General features: G+C 62.7%; 17 protein-coding genes. 11 read left to right on the forward strand and 6 right to left on the reverse strand.

Going from position 1 to position 17484, the window contains the following annotated elements:
• Positions 1–99: 99 nt before the first annotated feature.
• On the forward strand, positions 100–450 hold the full coding sequence (locus NKH28_RS16940; protein WP_352979742.1) for an ADP-ribosylation/crystallin J1: 351 nt from the start codon (positions 100–102) through the stop codon (positions 448–450).
• A gap of 1 nt (position 451) precedes the next feature.
• On the opposite strand, the gene glmU is transcribed toward NKH28_RS16940, so the two are convergent.
• Both glmU and NKH28_RS16950 read right to left on the reverse strand, forming a co-directional pair.
• Positions 452–1813 carry a bifunctional UDP-N-acetylglucosamine diphosphorylase/glucosamine-1-phosphate N-acetyltransferase GlmU gene (glmU, locus tag NKH28_RS16945; RefSeq protein ID WP_352831601.1) on the reverse strand — a complete coding sequence of 454 codons (1362 nt, stop codon included), beginning with the start codon at positions 1811–1813 and terminating at the stop codon, positions 452–454.
• 130 nt (positions 1814–1943) lie between these two features.
• The gene (locus NKH28_RS16950; RefSeq protein WP_352766707.1) at positions 1944–2891 is read right to left on the reverse strand and encodes an AraC family transcriptional regulator; all 948 of its coding nucleotides are present in this window, start codon (positions 2889–2891) and stop codon (positions 1944–1946) included.
• Between the two features lie 128 nt (positions 2892–3019).
• Here NKH28_RS16950 and NKH28_RS16955 point away from each other — a divergent pair, with 128 nt between their 5' ends.
• Positions 3020–3913 (forward strand): SDR family oxidoreductase, encoded by an 894-nt coding sequence (locus NKH28_RS16955; protein WP_352816400.1) that lies wholly within the window; start codon positions 3020–3022, stop codon positions 3911–3913.
• Between the two features lie 24 nt (positions 3914–3937).
• On the opposite strand, the gene NKH28_RS16960 is transcribed toward NKH28_RS16955, so the two are convergent.
• The gene (locus NKH28_RS16960; RefSeq protein WP_031212847.1) at positions 3938–4684 is read right to left on the reverse strand and encodes a cytochrome c biogenesis CcdA family protein; all 747 of its coding nucleotides are present in this window, start codon (positions 4682–4684) and stop codon (positions 3938–3940) included.
• 187 nt (positions 4685–4871) lie between these two features.
• Here NKH28_RS16960 and NKH28_RS16965 point away from each other — a divergent pair, with 187 nt between their 5' ends.
• From NKH28_RS16965 to rpmG, 9 genes are all read left to right on the forward strand, one after another.
• Positions 4872–5249, forward strand: a complete 378-nt coding sequence (locus tag NKH28_RS16965) for a COG4315 family predicted lipoprotein (RefSeq protein ID WP_352979745.1) — start codon at positions 4872–4874, stop codon at positions 5247–5249.
• 447 nt (positions 5250–5696) lie between these two features.
• The gene (gene topA / locus NKH28_RS16970; protein ID WP_352925321.1) at positions 5697–8312 is read left to right on the forward strand and encodes a type I DNA topoisomerase; all 2616 of its coding nucleotides are present in this window, start codon (positions 5697–5699) and stop codon (positions 8310–8312) included.
• Positions 8313–8318: 6 nt separating this feature from the next.
• Positions 8319–10625 (forward strand): ribonuclease R, encoded by a 2307-nt coding sequence (gene rnr, locus NKH28_RS16975; protein WP_502906631.1) that lies wholly within the window; start codon positions 8319–8321, stop codon positions 10623–10625.
• A complete protein-coding gene (locus NKH28_RS16980; RefSeq protein ID WP_352979747.1) occupies positions 10625–11077 on the forward strand; it encodes a DUF983 domain-containing protein in 453 nt (150 codons plus the stop codon). Before rnr ends, NKH28_RS16980 begins: the two co-directional genes overlap by 1 nt.
• A 72-nt stretch (positions 11078–11149) precedes the next feature.
• Complete coding sequence (locus tag NKH28_RS16985; RefSeq protein ID WP_352502460.1) at positions 11150–11884, forward strand: NUDIX hydrolase; 735 nt, start codon at positions 11150–11152, stop codon at positions 11882–11884.
• 16 nt (positions 11885–11900) lie between these two features.
• Positions 11901–13076 carry an MFS transporter gene (locus NKH28_RS16990; RefSeq protein ID WP_352502459.1) on the forward strand — a complete coding sequence of 392 codons (1176 nt, stop codon included), beginning with the start codon at positions 11901–11903 and terminating at the stop codon, positions 13074–13076.
• Positions 13077–13186: 110 nt separating this feature from the next.
• Positions 13187–13648, forward strand: a complete 462-nt coding sequence (locus NKH28_RS16995) for a YqfO family protein (protein WP_352471771.1) — start codon at positions 13187–13189, stop codon at positions 13646–13648.
• Between the two features lie 144 nt (positions 13649–13792).
• Positions 13793–14068 carry a YybH family protein gene (locus NKH28_RS17000; protein WP_352979749.1) on the forward strand — a complete coding sequence of 92 codons (276 nt, stop codon included), beginning with the start codon at positions 13793–13795 and terminating at the stop codon, positions 14066–14068.
• A 317-nt stretch (positions 14069–14385) separates the two neighbouring features.
• Entirely contained in the window at positions 14386–14553 is a 168-nt protein-coding gene (rpmG, locus tag NKH28_RS17005; protein ID WP_006201775.1) for a 50S ribosomal protein L33, read from the forward strand.
• A 68-nt stretch (positions 14554–14621) separates the two neighbouring features.
• On the opposite strand, the gene NKH28_RS17010 is transcribed toward rpmG, so the two are convergent.
• The 3 genes from NKH28_RS17010 to NKH28_RS17020 are packed head-to-tail and all read right to left on the reverse strand — an operon-like array spanning position 14622 to position 17465.
• Positions 14622–15689 carry an ABC transporter ATP-binding protein gene (locus NKH28_RS17010; RefSeq protein WP_352770283.1) on the reverse strand — a complete coding sequence of 356 codons (1068 nt, stop codon included), beginning with the start codon at positions 15687–15689 and terminating at the stop codon, positions 14622–14624.
• Between the two features lie 4 nt (positions 15690–15693).
• Positions 15694–16542, reverse strand: coding sequence for a carbohydrate ABC transporter permease (locus tag NKH28_RS17015; protein ID WP_352613810.1), 849 nt, complete (start codon positions 16540–16542; stop codon positions 15694–15696).
• A complete protein-coding gene (locus NKH28_RS17020) occupies positions 16542–17465 on the reverse strand; it encodes a carbohydrate ABC transporter permease (protein ID WP_352979751.1) in 924 nt (307 codons plus the stop codon). The genes NKH28_RS17015 and NKH28_RS17020 overlap by 1 nt, the downstream gene beginning before the upstream one ends.
• Between the last annotated feature and the right edge of the window lie 19 nt (positions 17466–17484).

Genomic DNA, 17484 nt, shown 5'->3' on the forward strand with positions numbered 1-17484 from the left:
GCACTTGCAATCCGGTTACCGCAATTGCTCAGTTTCTCCGCTTATGTATCCTATCTCGGCTCAACGGCTCCAGAAATCAGTCAAAGACATGATGCGGCTATGAACGAACGAATTGACACGGTGACGCTTTGGCGTCCGGTTGGTCCCCGCGAACTGGAGTTGATCCAGAGGGCAGGGATGCGCGCCTTTCCTCCTCGACTTGCCGATCAGCCGATCTTCTATCCGGTTACCAGCGAGGCCTATGCCACCCACATCGCCCGATGGAACGTGCCCGCGAGCGGATCAGGTTTCGTGACGCGTTTCGAGGTGCGTCGCAGCTTTCTGGACCGTTACAGCGTCCAGCATGCCGGCAGCCGGGCGCATCTGGAATACTGGATTCCGGCCGAAGACCTGTCGGCCTTCAACGATGCAATCGTTGGCGAAATCCAGCTTGTCGCCGAGTTCCGCTAGTCTACCCTTTTTTGCGGGCCGCCGCGGCCTGAGAAAAACGCTCTCGCAACTCCTTGCCCTTGCCGGGTAGAGTCCGCTGGCGGGCGCGGCCGAAAGCCAGCGCATCGTCGGGTACGCTTTCGGTAATGACGCTGCCCGAGGCGATGTAGCCGCCCTTGCCGATGGACACCGGCGCCACCAGCGAGGAGTTCGAGCCTATGAAGGCGCCCTCGCCGATATCGGTGAAGAATTTCGAATAGCCGTCATAATTGCAGGTGATGGTGCCGGCGCCGATATTGGCGCCGGCACCGATGCGGGCATCGCCGATATAGGTCAGATGGTTGACCTTCGCGCCCTCCTCGACGATCGCCTGCTTGACCTCGCAGAAATTGCCGACCTTGGCCTTGGTTCTCAGATCGGCCCCGGGCCGCAGCCGCGCGAACGGCCCGACATCGCAATTCGACGCGATGGTGGCGCCTTCGATATGGCTGAAGGCATGGATCTTGGCCCCCGTCGCGATTTTCACGCCCGGCCCGAACCAGACATTGGGTTCGACGACCGTATCGGCGCCGATCTCGGTGTCGTGCGAGAAGAACACAGTTTCGGGCGCGATCAGCGTAACGCCAGAAAGCATCGCCTCGCGCCGCCGGCGCTGCTGCCAGATACCTTCCGCCTGGGCAAGCTCGGCACGGTTGTTGATGCCGAGCGCGTTCTCGAAACTGGCTTCGGTGGCGACGACATCAAGTCCCTGGGCAGCGGCGATCTCGACGATGTCGGTGAGATAATACTCGCCCTTGGCGTTCTTGCTGCCGACTTGATCGAGCAGCTTCAGCGCGTGCCTGCCGGCGACCGCCATCAGCCCGCCATTGCAGAAGGTGATCTTTTTCTCCTCGTCCGAGCAGTCCTTCTCCTCGCGGATGGCCACGAGCTTGCCGGCCTTTTCGATAAGCCGGCCGTAGCCCGAAGGATTTTCCGTACGGAAGCCGACCACGACGACGGCCGCACCTTCCGCCAGCTTCAGCCTCGCCGCCGCGAGCGCTTCCGGATCGATCAACGGCGTGTCGCCAAACATCACCAAGATATCGTCATAACCTTTTGATATTGCTGCACGTGCGGCAAGCACGGCGTGCGCGGTGCCGAGACGTTTTTCCTGAACGAAAGCCTCGGCCCTCGGCGCAAACTTGAGTGCAGCCTTGCGCATCTCATCGGCGCCATGGCCGATCACCAGCGCCAATTCGCCGCTGCCGGCGGCTTCGGCCGCCTTGACGACATGGGCAACCATCGGCAGGCCCGCGATTGTGTGCAGCACTTTCGGCACTGCACTCTTCATGCGCGTGCCTTCACCGGCGGCGAGGATGATGGACAGGCAGGATCTCTGGCTCATGGGGACAGCAACCGTTGAAAGGGGTCTGGAATCGAAGCGTTAGTAGCACCGGCGCCATGCTGCACCAATGCGGTTAAATTCCGGTGAGACGGTGGAACCTCCAACCCGCGACACGCTCAAGCCGATCGGCTCAGGCGGCTTCCGCCTCGTTGCGTGATGCGAAGCTGGGGGCTCGGCCACGGCCGTATTGCCGTGGCGAACAGTTCATGACCCGCTTGAAGGCTGTGCTGAAGGCGCTTTCGGATTCGTAGCCGAGCGAAAGCGCTATGACGGCGACGGGATCGCTGGAATTCGTCAGCCGGTCGCCAGCCAGCAGCATTCGCCAGCGCGTCAAATAGTCCATCGGCGACGCGCCAACCGTCTCCTTGAATCTGAGCGCAAAGGTCGATCGCGACATGCCGGCCCGTTCCGCCAGTTCCTGTAGCGTCCAGCCATGCGCCGGATCGTCATGCATGGCGCTGATCGCCGCGCCGATCTGTTTGTCCGCGAGGGCAAAGAGCCAGCCGATGCCACCTTTCAATCCTTCCGAAAGATGCAGCCGCAGCGCCTGAACCAGCATCATGTGGGCGAGGTGCTGGATCATCAGAAAGCCGCCCGGCTGCGGCTCGCGCAGCTCCTGCATCATCCGCTCCACAGACCAGCGCAGCGCCGACTGGTCCGACTCTTTGCGGATATGCACAATGGCTGGCAGCATCCGCAACAGCATGCCGGCATGATTGCCGCCAAGCGCGAAGCGGCTGCTGACCAGAAAGAAATCACCACCGCCATTGTGGGTCACGACCCCGCCGGCTCGCGCAGGCGGAAAAATCTTGACGGCTTCAACAGGCGTCAAGCTCATGTCGCTTGCAAGGCGGAAAGGCCGTCCACTCGGCAGCAAGAAGCTGTCTCCCGTCTCAAGGCGCACTGCGTCAGCAACGCCCTCCACAGACAGCCAGCACCGGCCGGAGACTACCGCTCCGGTCTTGATGCTTTGCTGCTGGTCGGGGAACTGGATCGACCATTCACCACCAGCATCGAAACCGGCCGACATATAGTTTCGCGGCTTCAGCAGCGACAGCACATCTGAAAGGGGATCCACAGGTCATTCCGGACGATTGCGAAGATAATACGGACTTTACCGCATAGATCGTATTTTCTCAAGCGCCTATCACGACACAACTGAGCCGCGAAAATGGTCGTGGCCAGAAACGGACAGGAGAAGTCGTGATGCGTGTTTTCGTTACCGGAGCGACCGGATTCGTCGGTTCTGCCGTCGTTCAAGAACTCATCGGCGCCGGCCATCAGGTGCTCGGCCTCGCCCGCTCGGCGGCGTCGGCCAAGTCGCTTGCAGCCACCGGAGCCGAGGTGCATCGAGGTGACCTCGAAGACCTCGAAAGCCTCAGCAGGGGCGCAGCGGCAGCTGATGGAGTGATCCATACCGGCTTCAACCACGACTTCTCGAAGTTCGCGCAAAACTGCGAGATGGACCGGCGCGCCATCGAGGCCTTGGGCGGTGCACTCGAAGGCTCCGAGCGGCCCCTGCTCGTTACCTCCGGGACCGCGCTCCAGGCGCGGGGCCGTATCGCGACCGAGGAAGATGCGCCTGTCCCATCTTCCGCTTCGTATCCCCGCGCCTCCGAAGCGACAGCCGCCGCGCTGGCGGCACGCGGCGTGCGCGCGTCGGTTGTGCGCCTTCCTCCGTCGGTCCATGGCCAAGGCGACCATGCCTTCGTTCCTATTCTCATCGACCTCGCTCGCGAGAAGGGCGTGTCGGCCTATATCGGCGAAGGGCTCAATCGCTGGCCTGCCGTGCATCGGTTCGATGCCGCCCGCGTCTACCGGCTTGCGCTCGAGCATGGAGCCGGTGGCGGGCGATATCACGCGATCGCCGAAGAAGGCGTTCCGTTCAAGGACGTCGCCGGCGTGATCGGCCGGCGCCTGAACGTGCCGGTCGTCGCCAAGTCCGCGGAAGAAGCCGCCGATCATTTTGGCTGGTTCGCTATGTTCGCGGCGATGGATGTCCCGACCTCGAGCGAACGGACCCAGGCGCTGCTGGGGTGGCAGCCGAGCGGACCCGGGCTGATCGCTGATATCGACCAGCCGGGCTATTTCGAAGGCTGAACAGACCCATGTCGGGCGGCAAACCTATCCCAATTGCCCCAGCACCGGAAAATTCTCGAGCAACCAATAGGATACCGCCTGCACGCCGCCGGTCAGGAAAAACACGCCGGCGACCACCAGCAACGCGCCGATGGCCTTTTCGACGCGGCCGAGATGGACGCGGAATTTCCCGAGAAAGCGCATGAAGGCGCCTGAAAACAGCGCCGCAACGAGGAAGGGAATACCGAGGCCGAGCGAATAGGCGGCGAGCAGCAGCGCGCCCTCGCCCACCGTCTCGCGGCCGCCGGCAAGCGTCAGGATCGGCCCCAGCACCGGGCCGATACAGGGCGTCCAGCCAAAGGCGAAGGCCAGGCCCATGACGTAAGCGGCGATCAGGCTGGCCGGCTTGCCTTGTGACTGGAAGCGCGCCTCGCGTGAAAGCAAAGGGATGCGCAGTACGCCGAGGAAATTCAGCCCCATCAGGATGATCAGCACGCCTGCCGCCATTGCCAGCGGCTCCTGCCAGACTCGCAGCAAATGGCCGATGGTCGAGGCGCCGGCGCCGAGCGCGACGAAGACGGTCGAGAAGCCGAGCACGAAGGCGATGGAGGAATTAACCAGCGCGCCTCGCGCACCGGCCTTTGCCGTAATGCCGGCCTCGCCGCGGAAATCGTCGACCGACACGCCGGCCATATAGCACAGGTAAGGCGGCACCAGCGGCAGCACGCAGGGGGACAGGAAGGAAATTGCTCCCGCCCCGATCGCACTGACATAGCCGACGTCCAATGCCATTTCCGTCTCCCGATGACTGCGCAGCCATATAGCCGCGACAACAGCCGTCCGCCAATCACCATCGCGTGGCCGCATCACATTGGGTAGCAAGTCAACGCCCGCCCGGGAAGAAAGGGCGGCCAGGCAGCGTTGATCAAACGAAACTGCGTTGTTCCGCGCGCTTTTCGAATGATCCAGGGAGAAGTCCATGAAAACGATCGCAATTGGCATGGCCGCGCTTTTGCTCGGCACTGCCGCATCCTTCGCTGCCGAGGCGTGGAAGGAAGCGGAGGTCGGCGGCACCAAGATCTACACCGACGCCAGCGGCATGACGCTCTACACCTACGACAAGGACGAGGCGGGCAAGTCGAACTGCTACGGCAAATGCGCCGCCAATTGGCCGCCGCTGAAGGCTGACGCCAACGCCAAGGCCGAGAGCGAGTGGACGATCGTCGACCGCACCGACGGCACCAGGATGTGGGCCTACGAAGGTAAGCCGCTCTACACGTTCATCAAGGACAAGAAGGCCGGCGACGTGACCGGCGAGGGTGTCGGCGGCGTCTGGCATATCGCCAAGGCCGACTAGGCCTTGAGCTTCTGATCGGCCGTAACGGGCGGTAACACGGCTGGTCGCTGGGAACTCGACCCAACCGCCCCGGCGGCCAGCTTTTCAGCACGGTACTTCCTTGCGACTTTCCGAGCAAAATGCCGGGCAAGCGATTGCGCGCTTTACAGCATCTGTTCAAGCAGGGCTGGCGCGTGCTCGATGTTTCTCTTATATCCGCGGGAGAGTTTGTCCCGTTCTCCAGGATCAATTGCCGGGTTTGTCCAGCGATAGGCTGCTCATTTCCCTTGTCCAGGATTGCGGAAATCGCATGGCGCGCCGTTGGGTTGCGCATTCGGTACAGGGCCGCATTTTGACTGCTTGGCCTTGACCGGATGCAAAAGCGCGGCCATGTGAGCGACACATTGAACGAGATTTCGTCGCGCGCAGCGGAATTCTTCTGCCGCATCACAACTGATATGAGACCGTATGGACGTCGTCGTCGTCGAATCGCCGGCCAAGGCGAAGACAATCAACAAGTACCTCGGCAAGAACTACAAGGTTCTGGCCTCGTTCGGCCATGTCCGCGATCTGCCGGCCAAGGATGGCTCGGTGCGTCCGGATGAGGACTTTGCCATGTCCTGGGCCGTCGACACCGCGTCTGGAAAGCGTCTCGCCGATATCGCCAAGGCGGTCAAGGACGCCGACGGGCTGATCCTCGCCACCGATCCGGACCGCGAGGGCGAAGCGATCTCCTGGCATGTCCTGGAAGTGCTGAAGCAAAAGCGCGCGTTGAAGGACAAGCCGGTCAGCCGCGTCGTCTTCAACGCCATCACCAAGGCGTCCGTGCTGGAGGCGATGGCCAATCCGCGCCAGATCGATGCGCCGCTGGTCGATGCCTATCTCGCTCGCCGTGCGCTCGACTATCTGGTCGGCTTCACGCTGTCGCCCGTGCTGTGGCGCAAGCTGCCCGGCGCCCGCTCCGCCGGCCGCGTCCAGTCGGTGGCGCTGCGTCTGGTCTGCGACCGCGAATCCGAGATCGAGCGCTTCATCCGCGAGGAATACTGGCAGGTCGCCGCCATTCTCGGTACGCCGCGCAAGGATAATTTCGAGGCGCGGCTGACCGCCTTCGAGCGCAAGAAGCTGCAAAAGCTCGACATTTCCAACAAGGCGCAGGCCGACGACATCAAAGCGATGCTCGAAGGCGCCAGCTTCAAGGCGGCGTCGGTCGAAGCCAAGCCGACCAAGCGCAATCCCGGGCCGCCCTTCACCACCTCGACGCTGCAGCAGGCAGCCTCATCGGGCCTCGGCTTTTCGGCCAACCGCACCATGCAGGTGGCTCAGCGGCTCTATGAGGGCATGGAGATCGGCGGTGAGACCACCGGCCTGATCACCTACATGCGAACCGACGGCGTGCAGATGGCGCCGGAGGCGATCTCTGCCGCGCGCGATGCGATTGCCAAGGAATTCGGCCCTAAATACCTGCCTGAAAAGCCGCGCTACTATTCCGCCAAGGCCAAGAATGCCCAGGAGGCGCACGAAGCGATCCGTCCGACCGATTTCATGCGCACGCCGGCTTCCGTCAGGCAGTATCTCGACGCTGACCAGGCGCGGCTTTACGAGATGATCTGGAAACGCGCCATCGCCAGCCAGATGCAGCCGGCCGAGATAGAGCGCACCACGGTCGAGATCGAGGCAGTCAACGGCCCGCGCACCGCCGAGCTTCGCGCTGTAGGCTCGGTTGTTCGCTTCGACGGCTTCCTTGCCGCTTACATCGAGCAGAAGGAAGAAGATTCGGAAGACGAGGAAAGCCGCCGCCTGCCCGAGATCCGTGCCGGCGAGCAGCTCACACGCGAGGCGATCAACGCCACCCAGCACACCACCGAGCCGCCGCCGCGTTATTCGGAAGCTTCGCTGATCAAGAAGCTGGAAGAGTTGGGCATCGGCCGGCCGTCGACTTATACGGCGATCCTGAAGACGCTCGAGGATCGTGACTATGTCACCATCGACAAGCGCAAGCTGGTGCCGCAGGCCAAGGGCCGGCTATTGTCGGCCTTCCTCGAAAGCTTCTTCGAGCGTTATGTCGAGTACGACTTCACCGCTTCGCTGGAGGAAAAGCTCGATGAGATTTCCGACGGCAAGCTCGCATGGAAGGACGTGCTGCGCGATTTCTGGAAGGATTTTTCCGGCGCCGTCGCCGACATCAAGGAGTTGCGCGTCACCGACGTCCTCGATGCATTGAACGAGGAACTGGCGCCGCTGGTCTTTCCCGCGCGGGAAGACGGTTCGAACCCGCGCATCTGTCCGAAATGCGGTACCGGCAACCTGTCGCTGAAGCTCGGAAAGTTCGGCGCCTTCGTCGGCTGTTCGAACTATCCCGAATGCTCCTTCACCCGCCAGCTCGGCGACGCCGCCAATCCCAATGGCGAGAACGGCGGTGGTGAAGACGGCACCAAAGTGCTCGGCAAGGACCCCTATACCGCCGAGGAGATCACGCTGCGCAATGGCCGGTTCGGCCCCTATATCCAGCGCGGCGACGGCAAGGATGCCAAGCGCTCCAGCCTGCCCAAGGGCTGGACGGTCGATTCGATCGATCACGAAAAGGCGCTCGCCTTGTTGTCGCTGCCGCGCGACGTCGGCAAGCATCCGGAATCCGGCAAGATGATTTCGGCCGGGCTGGGGCGCTACGGGCCGTTCGTGCTGCATGACGGCACCTACGCCAATCTCGACAGCATCGAGGACGTGTTCTCGATCGGCCTCAATCGCGCCGTCTCGGTGATCGCCGAGAAGCAATTGAAGGGCAAAGGCGGCCGCAATGGCGGCACAGCCGCTGCGCTCAAGGAACTAGGCGAGCATCCTGCCGGCGGCGGCAAAATAGTCGTGCGCGACGGCAAATACGGGCCTTATGTGAATTTCGGCAAGGTCAATGCGACGCTGCCGAAGGGCAAGGATCCGCAATCGGTGACGATCGAGGATGCGGTGGCGCTCATTGCGGAAAAGGAAGCCAAGGGCGGCAACGGTGCCAGGAAGCCCTTCCGCAAAGCGGCCGCGCCTGCGAAGAAACCGGCTGCGGCCAAAAAACCGGCGGCCAGGAAAAAGGGATAGGACGGGTTGGCGCGCAAAGTCTCCGGAAGAAGCCACGGCGATCTGCGCACCGCCGATACCCGTGCCAAGGTCAGGGACAATTACCGGCCTTCACGCGACGAGATACTGCGTTACATCGCCGAAAATCCGGACCGCGCCGGAAAACGCGACATCGCCAAGGCGTTTGCGCTGCGCGGCGAAGACCGTATCTGGCTGAAGGACGTCTTGCGCGACCTGCAGGATGAAGGCCTGCTGACCAAGGAGCGCAAGCGGCTTGCCCGTGTCGGCGCCCTGCCCCACGTCGCGGTGCTCGACATCTTCGGCCGTGACGCCGACGGTGTGCTGCTGGCGCACCCGACCGAAGCGATTGGCAATGGCGAACCTCCGGTCATAGCGATCCGCGTGTCGCGCGGCGGCAATGGCCCGACGCCGGGCATCGGCGACCGCGTGCTGGCCAAGACCTTTCCGGCCGACGATCCGGCGGGTCCGGCCTATACGGGCCGGGTGATGAAGATATTCGAGAAGCGCACCGATGCGGTTCTCGGCGTTTTCCGTGTGCTGAAGGACGGCACGTTCCGCATCGAACCGGTGGAAAGGCGTCAGCCGGAGCTGGTCGTCGACAAGGAATTCCAGAACGGCGCCAAGAACGGCGACCTGGTCGAGGTCGAGCCGGCACGGGCCTCGCGCTACGGGCTGCCGCGAGCCAAGGTTCTGGCGGTGTTGAGGTCGCTGACCAGCGAAAAGGCGGTCTCGATGATCGCCATCCACGCACACGACATTCCGCATATTTTCCCCGCCGACGTCATCGCCCAGGCGGAGGCGGTCAAGCCGGCGACGCTTGCCGGCCGCGAGGATTGGCGCGAGCTGCCGCTGCTCACCATCGATCCGGCCGATGCCAAGGATCATGACGACGCGGTGTTCGCCATGCCTGACACCGACGAGAAGAACGCCGGCGGCGTGATTGTCACCGTCGCCATTGCCGATGTCGCTGCATACGTGCGCTATGGCACGGCGCTCGATCGCGAAGCGCTGAAGCGCGGCAATTCGGTCTATTTTCCCGACCGAGTCGTACCGATGCTGCCGGAGCGCATCTCGAACGACCTCTGTTCACTGCGCGAGGGCCAGGATCGTCCGGCGATAGCGGTGCGTATGACTTTCTCGGCCGATGGCCACAAACTCAGACATTCCTTCCATCGCGTCATGATGAAGTCGGCGGCGAAACTCGCCTATCAGCAGGCGCAAGCGGCGATCGACGGCGCACCGGACGACACGACTGGCCCGATCCTCGATACGGTGCTGAAGCCGCTATGGGACGCCTACGCGGTCCTGAAGCGCGGCCGCGACACCCGCCAGCCGCTCGAACTCGATCTGCCCGAGCGCAAGATCCTGCTCAAGCAGGACGGCACCGTCGACAAGGTCGTCGTGCCGGAGCGGCTCGACGCGCACAAACTGATCGAAGAGTTCATGATCCAGGCCAATGTCGCCGCCGCCGAGACACTCGAGGCGAAGCGCCAGGCGCTGGTCTACCGCATCCACGATGCGCCCTCGCTCGCCAAGCAGGAATCGCTGCGTGAATTCCTGCAGACGCTCGGCCTGTCGCTGGCGCGCGGCGCGCAAATGCTGCCGAACCAGTTCAACGGCATCCTCGCTCGCGTGCGCGGCGCCGATAATGAGGGGCTGGTCAACGAAGTGGTGCTGCGCTCGCAGAGCCAGGCCGAATATTCGCCCGCCAATATCGGCCATTTCGGCCTCAACCTGAAGCGCTACGCGCATTTCACCTCGCCGATCCGTCGCTATGCCGACCTGATCGTGCATCGTGGGCTGATTGCCGCACTCGGCCTTGGTCCGGGGGGCCTGACGCAGGACGAGGCGGAGCGGCTGGAAGAGGTCTCGGCGCTGATTTCGGCGACCGAGCGGCGCGCGATGGCCGCCGAGCGCGACACGGTCGACCGGCTGATCGCCGCCTATCTCGCCGAGCGCATCGACGACCGTTTCGACGCCCGCATCTCGGGCGTCACCAAATCGGGCCTGTTTGTCCAATTGCCGCAGTACGGCGCGGATGGCTTCATTCCGGTTTCAACCCTGGGCGGCGACTACTATATATACGACGAAACTGCTCGATCGCTTTTCGGAGAACGCACCGGCAAGGGCTATCAGCTTGCTGATCGCGTCGAGGTTCGCCTGATCGAGGTGGCGCCGATGGCCGGCGCGATGCGTTTCGAGATGCTGACCGAGCCCAAGCCGCTGCCCGGCTCCAAACGGTCGTTCCACAAGGCCAAAGGCCGCGCCCGGGCGTCGCAATCGCGTCCAGGCTCGCGCGGCAGGAGACGGTAATGCCAACAGAACTGCAGGTGGAAGAACGGATTTTCGGTGGCGAACATCACGCGGGCCGGACCGCCCGGCCGCTATGGACGGCAATGAAGCGCGGCATGCTCGGCCGCTGCCCGCATTGCGGCGAGGGCAAGCTGTTTCGCGCCTTCGTCAAGACCGTTGACAAATGCGATCATTGCGGCGAGGAGCTCCACCACCATCGCGCCGACGACCTGCCGGCCTATCTCGTGGTCGTCATTGTCGGCCACATCGTGCTCGGGGCCTTCATGGGTGTCGAGGCGACCTCGACGCTGTCTACCTGGCAGCACATCGCCATCTGGGTGCCATTGACCATCATTCTGGCCGTCGTCCTGCTGCAGCCGGTCAAGGGCGCTGTCATCGGCCTGCAATGGGCGTTTTATATGCACGGCTTTGGCGGTGAAGAAGATCTGATCGAGTCGCATCCCGAGGCTTGAAACCGAGGCTGGCGCAATCGGCATGGCTGGACGCCACTTTCGCATCGGAGAAGATTCCGCTAGGTCGACCGCATGGACGTTATGACCAAGGCGGAAGTCGACAAGGTTGAGCGGATCGCGCTCGAGGCCAAGCCTATACGCCCACGCGACGCCGCGACGCTGATCCTGCTCGACCGCAAAGGCGACGAATTCCTGGTGCTGATGGGCCGGCGCCACGCCGGTCATGCCTTCATGCCGGGAAAATTCGTGTTTCCTGGCGGCCGCACAGATCCGGCCGACAGCCGCATCTCAATAGCCACCGCACTTCATCCCGAGGAAGAAGCGAGATTGACCGCTGGTATCGGTCGCACCAGCCCGGCTCGCGCCCGCGCGATTGCCCTGTCGGCAATCCGCGAAACCTATGAGGAGGCCGGCCTGCTGATCGGTCAAAAAGGCGTGTTCGCAACCGCCAGGCGCGACTGGCAGGGCTTTGTCGAACACGGGGTCATCCCATCACTGCAAGCGCTGCGCTTCGTCGCACGCGCCATCACCCCGCCCAACCGGGTGCGCCGCTTCGATACGCGCTTTCTCGCCGCATGGCGCGACGATGTCGCCGTTGAACTGCCGGGTGGCGGTCCGACCAACGAGTTGGAGGACGTCGTTTGGCTGCCGCTGGCCAAGGCCAGGCAAGCCGATATTCCAGACATCACGCGCACGGTCCTGGAGGAACTGGAAATGCGGCTCGCCTGGGATCCGTTGCTGAGCCCCGGCAGTCCCGTGCCGTTCTACCGGCTTGTCCGCAATCGCTTCGTCCGCGAAATTCTCTAGAGCAGCCAGGCATTCCATGACAGTCGATACCCAGCCGCAGGGCAAGGAACGCGTACACTGGCTGCCTATGGTCGCGGCGATCTCGTCGATCAGCGTCGTCGGCATTGCCATCGGCCTTGGCATGCCGCTGCTCAGCGTGATCCTGGAAACGCGTGGCCATTCCGCGTCGATGATCGGTCTCAACACCGCGGTCGCCGGCCTCGCCTCTATCGCCGGCGCGCCGCTCGCCACCCCGCTTGCCATGCGGTTCGGGGTCGCCTGGACGATGCTTGCCATGATCGCCGCCGGGGCGCTGGCCTTTGTCGGTTTCCATTTCGCGCCAGCTTTCTGGATGTGGTTTCCGCTGCGCGTGCTGCTGCATATCGCGCTGACGGTGCTGTTCATCCTGTCGGAATTCTGGATCAGCACCTCGGCGCCGCCACACCGGCGCGGACTGGTCCTCGGCATCTATGCCACCGTGCTGTCTCTCGGCTTTGCCGCCGGGCCTTGGCTGTTCGCCCATCTCGGCAGCAGTGGCTTCCTGCCCTTCGGCGTTACCATCGCCTTGGTTACGCTCGCTGCCATACCGGTCCTGGCGGCACGCAACGAGAGCCCGACGATCGTCTCGGACGGCGAAACCAGCAATTTCCTGCGTTACATCTGGCTGGTGCCGACGGCGACCGCGGCCGTGCTGGTGTTCGGCGCGGTCGAGACCGGCGGCTTTGCACTGTTCCCGGTCTACGGTAGTCGCATCGGCTACTCAGAGGCGGACGCCGCCCTTTTGCTCACCATGATCGGGCTTGGCAACGTGCTGTTGCAGATCCCGATCGGCATGATCAGCGACCGCGTAAGCGACCGTCGCTATCTGCTGATGGCCTGTGCCACCGTCGGGCTTGCCGGCACGGTCTTCATGCCGTACTTCGCGCAGAACTGGCATTTGATGGCAGCGCTTCTGTTCGTCTGGGGCGGTGTGGTCGCTGCCATGTACACAATCGGCCTGGCGCATCTCGGCTCGCAGCTTTCCGGCCACGAATTGGCCTCCGCCAACGCCGCCTTCGTGCTCTGCTACGGCGTCGGCATGGTGCTTGGCCCGCAGGCGATCGGCATCGGCATGGACGCTTTCGGTCCGTCGGGCTTCGGTTGGGCGCTCGGCCTGTTCTTCGCCTGCTATATCGTGCTGGTCGGCACCAGGCTGCTCCGCAAAATCCTCTGAGTCGGCCCAGCTGCCGACATCGCTCCCACTGCTGACCAACTCCTGACACAACCATGTCAGGAGGGCTCGAGTATATGCTCCCCCAAAGTGCATAAGCAGGGAGACCTCGGATGATCGATAGTGGCTTTGAAACGAAATCGCTGCGGATGGAATTGCTGCTGCTGGTGACCTTTCAGGCACCGGCAGCCGATGTCGACCGCATCATGGAGGCGGTGGTCGCGATCGCGCCGCTCGAAATGGGCAAATATGACAGCAATGCCTTTCAGTCGGCGGACGGCATCGAACGTTACCGGCCGCTTGAAGGTGCCGCCGCCGGCGCCGAGACGGAATTGCGCAGGCGGTCGGGGACTGTCGAGGTGTCGTTCGAACTGCCTGATGACCAGAAGCTCGCCGCACGCGTCGTCGAGGCGATTTATCAGGTTCACAGCTATCAGGAACCGGTGATCCGCATTCAGCCACTGCTTGCCAGCCGCTCCAAGGGTCTCGACGACCGCACCAACCCTAACCGCTGGTGGAACACGACGGGAGACTGGAAGAAGGCGTTACAACCGGAAACCGTCGCGGCGGAGTGACCGGAACCTGGTCGTATCTCGGTTTGAATCTGGCAGTCAGGAAGCCTCCCGATAAATGATGAAGCAAACCGCAAACCGGCAAGCGATCCCCAGGACCTGGCGCGGCTATTGGTTTCTCGCGAGCAAGCGGGAGACGCGGAAGGAATGGCTGCTCTTTACGAACCCGGTGCCATCCTCGATACCGGCAACGGACAGTTGGCCTGCGGCAGAGATGCCATCCGCCGATTTTACGCCAAGTTGGTGGCAGCGGGACGAAAGTTTGATCTCGGAGATCAGCGTCCGGCTATCATCAACAGGGATTTGGCGCTCACTTCCACGCGCCTTGCCGACGGCACCGTTACTGCGGAAATCGCTCGCCGGCAAGGTGACGGGAACTGGCTTTGGGTGATCGATCAGCCGTCCATCGCTCGATATTCATAGCCAGCATTCAAACTGAGACGCCACCCAGAGGACGGCCGGGGCACACAGGAGCCTCCCGCGGCTGTCGGCACCCAATCAACTTGTCGGGTTTTGGTAGCACTCAATGTCCGCTTCGTCCCCAGCCTCCATCGGCTGGCATAAACCCGGACAACTCATGTGCTACCTAATCCGGACAACTCATCTGCTTACGACACAGAACCTGGACAAGGGTTGACTTTCCGGGCGCGTTCTTTATGTGTCGCGGCAAGTTTCCCGCGTCCGGGTGTTTCCCGTGCTCCAGCGGCCAAAACTCCACGAACATTCAACGGACGAACATCATGGCCAAAGCCGCAAACATCAAAATCAAGCTTCTGTCGACCGCCGACACCGGTTTCTTCTACGTGACCAGCAAAAACAGCCGCACCAAGACGGACAAGCTGTCGTTCCGCAAATACGACCCGGTCGCCAAGAAGCACGTCGAATTCAAGGAAACCAAGATCAAGTAATCGGGTTTTCTCTCGCAGTACCGAAACGCCGCCTTCCGGGCGGCGTTTTTCATTTCGGGGATACAGGGCTAGCCGATGCGATCGCCGCTTGCCGGATCGAACAGATGGAGCGATGCCGGATCAGCCGACAGGCGCACGGCCTCACCCGGCTTCACGCTGGCCCGGCCCATGGCAAACACGCAGACCTGCTGGCCGGCAAGCCTGGCATAGAACTGGGTGGACAGGCCGAGCGGCTCCACGACACCCACCTCGCCCTTCAGCGCGCCATTGTCGGCGAGCCGGATATGCTCGGGCCGCAAGCCGACGGTGATCGCATCGCCATCCCTGAGCGGCAGGCCGTCCGGCAGCCTCAGCTTCTGGCCGTCGGCCAGGATGGCATCCGGCTTGGCGCCCTTTTCAACCACGGCAGACAGAAAATTCATGCCGGGCGAGCCGATGAACCCGGCGACGAACATGTTGACCGGCCGGTCGTACAGATCGAGCGGCACACCGACCTGCTGGACGAGGCCGTCATGCATGACGACGATGCGGTCGGCCATTGTCATCGCTTCGGTCTGGTCGTGGGTGACATAGACCGAAGTGGTCTTCAATTGCTGGTGCAGCGCCTTGATCTCGGCACGCATGTGAACGCGTAGCTTGGCATCGAGGTTCGAAAGCGGCTCGTCGAAGAGAAAGACCTTCGGGTCGCGTACGATGGCACGGCCCATGGCGACGCGCTGACGCTGGCCGCCGGACAATTGCCGAGGCAGGCGCTGCAGAAGCGCATCGAGCCCGAGCCGCTTGGCGGCCCCGTCCACCCTTGCATCGATCACCGGCTTCCCGGCCTTCCTCAGCATCAGGCTGAAGCCCATGTTCTTCGACACGTCCATGTGCGGATAGAGCGCGTAGGACTGGAATACCATGGCAATGTCGCGGTCCTTTGGCGCAATATCGTTGACCAGGCGCTCACCAATATGGATTTCGCCGTCGGAGACCTCCTCCAGCCCGGCGATCATACGCAGCAGTGTCGACTTCCCGCAGCCGGACGGGCCGACCAGAACGACGAACTCGCCGTCGGCGATTTCGAGATCGACTGCGTGCAGAACGCGCACCGCTCCATAGTCTTTGCGGACTTTGTCGAGTGTAACGGAGGCCATCGATCTATCCCTTGACGGCGCCGGCGGTAAGGCCGGTGACGAGGTAGCGTTGCAGGAAGGCAAAGAAGACGCAGACCGGGATCAGCGCCAGGATGGAAGCCGCCATCATCTGTCCCCAGTCGACCGCGAATTTGCCGATATAGGTGAGCAGGCCGACCGCGAAGGTCTTCTGGTCGTCGCTGGAAATCAGCATCAGCGCAAACAGCAACTCGCTCCAGGCGGCGGTAAAGACGAAGCCGAGCGTCGCGCCCATGCCGGGCAGCGTCAGCGGCACGATCACCTTGCGCATCGCCTGCAGGCGCGTGCAGCCGTCGATCATGGCTGCCTCTTCCAGGTCTCTCGGGATGCCGTCGAAGAAAGATTGCATCAGGAAGGTCGCAAAGGCCGTATTGAACGCGGTGTAGATGATGACGAGGCCGGTCAGGCTGTTGATGAGGCCGATCTGTCCCATGATGCGGTAGATCGGCGGAATGACCATCACCAGCGGAAAAGTCTGGGTGAGCAAAAGCAGGATGGCCAGGGTCGCCTTGCCGCGGAAGGAAAATCGCGACATGGCGTAGCCGGCCAGCGTGGCAATGACCGTTACGAAGGCTGCCGTCGAAACCGAAACGATAACGCTGTTCAGGAAGTAACGCGGGAAATCGCTGGCTTCGAGCACGGTGACGAAGTTCTGCAGCGTCGTTTGCGACGGCCAGAAAGTGATGCCTTCGGAATAGAGCAGCCGCTCCGGCGTGACCGAGATCTTCAACGTCCAGAAGATCGGGAACAGCGCGAAGGCCATATAGGCGGCGATGGCGCCGTAAAGGCCGATACCGCCGAGGACGCGCGAGGAAGCGGAGCGTCCGGCAATCATCAGACGTGCCTCACCAGCGAACGGCGGATGCCGATAAGCGCAACCGCGTAGACGATGAGCAGCACAAGCAGCAGGACCGCCACTGCGGAGGCATAGCCTTTGTCCAGCGACTTGAACGCGCTGACATAGATATAGACCGGCACTGTGGCGGTCGAACCGGCAGGCCCGCCTTCGGTCATGACGAAGATCAGGTCGGCGAATGTGGCGATCCATATCGTGCGCAGCATGACGGTAATGACGATGGTCGGCGCCAGGAACGGCAGCGTCACCTTGGTGAAGCGCTGCCACGGCGAGGCGCCGTCGATCGCCGCCGCCTCATGCAGTTCTGACGGGATCGACTTCAACGCCGCCAAAAGCGTGATGGCAAAAAAGGGAATGCCGAACCAGACATTGGCGACGATCGGCCCCCACATGGCTGTCGAGGGATCGGAGAGCACGTTGGTTGGCTCGGCTTTCAGCCCCAAGGCGTAGAGCCAATGCGGCAGCGGCCCGATGATCGGGTTGAACAGCCAGGCCCAGGTCAGGCCCGAGAGGAAGGACGGTACCGCCCAAGGCAGGAACACGACGGCCTGCACGATCTTTCTGCCCCGGAACGGCGTGTCGAGCAGCAGCGCCAGGCCAAGTCCAAGGAAAAATTGGAAGAACAGGCTGGCTGCCGTCCACCACAGCGTGTTGACAAGCGCCTGCCCGAGCACGGGATCCGACAGCATCGCCTGATACTGCCCAAGCCCGACATATTCGGATTTGAAAGCGGAGAATTTGCGGAACGAGTAGCCGACACCGATAACCAGCGGCACCAGGAGCACGACGACCAGCAGCACGATCGCCGGGCTGAGATAGAGCCAGGGCTCGATCGCGGCATGGGATAGCCGCTTCTTTCGCGGCCTGCCGGCGGATCGGATTTCGGACACGGCATAGGTCATTGGTACTGGATCGTCTCCT

The sequence above is a fragment of the Mesorhizobium sp. M1227 genome (genome assembly GCF_040318315.1).
In the GTDB taxonomy this organism is placed as follows: Bacteria; Pseudomonadota; Alphaproteobacteria; order Rhizobiales; family Rhizobiaceae; genus Mesorhizobium.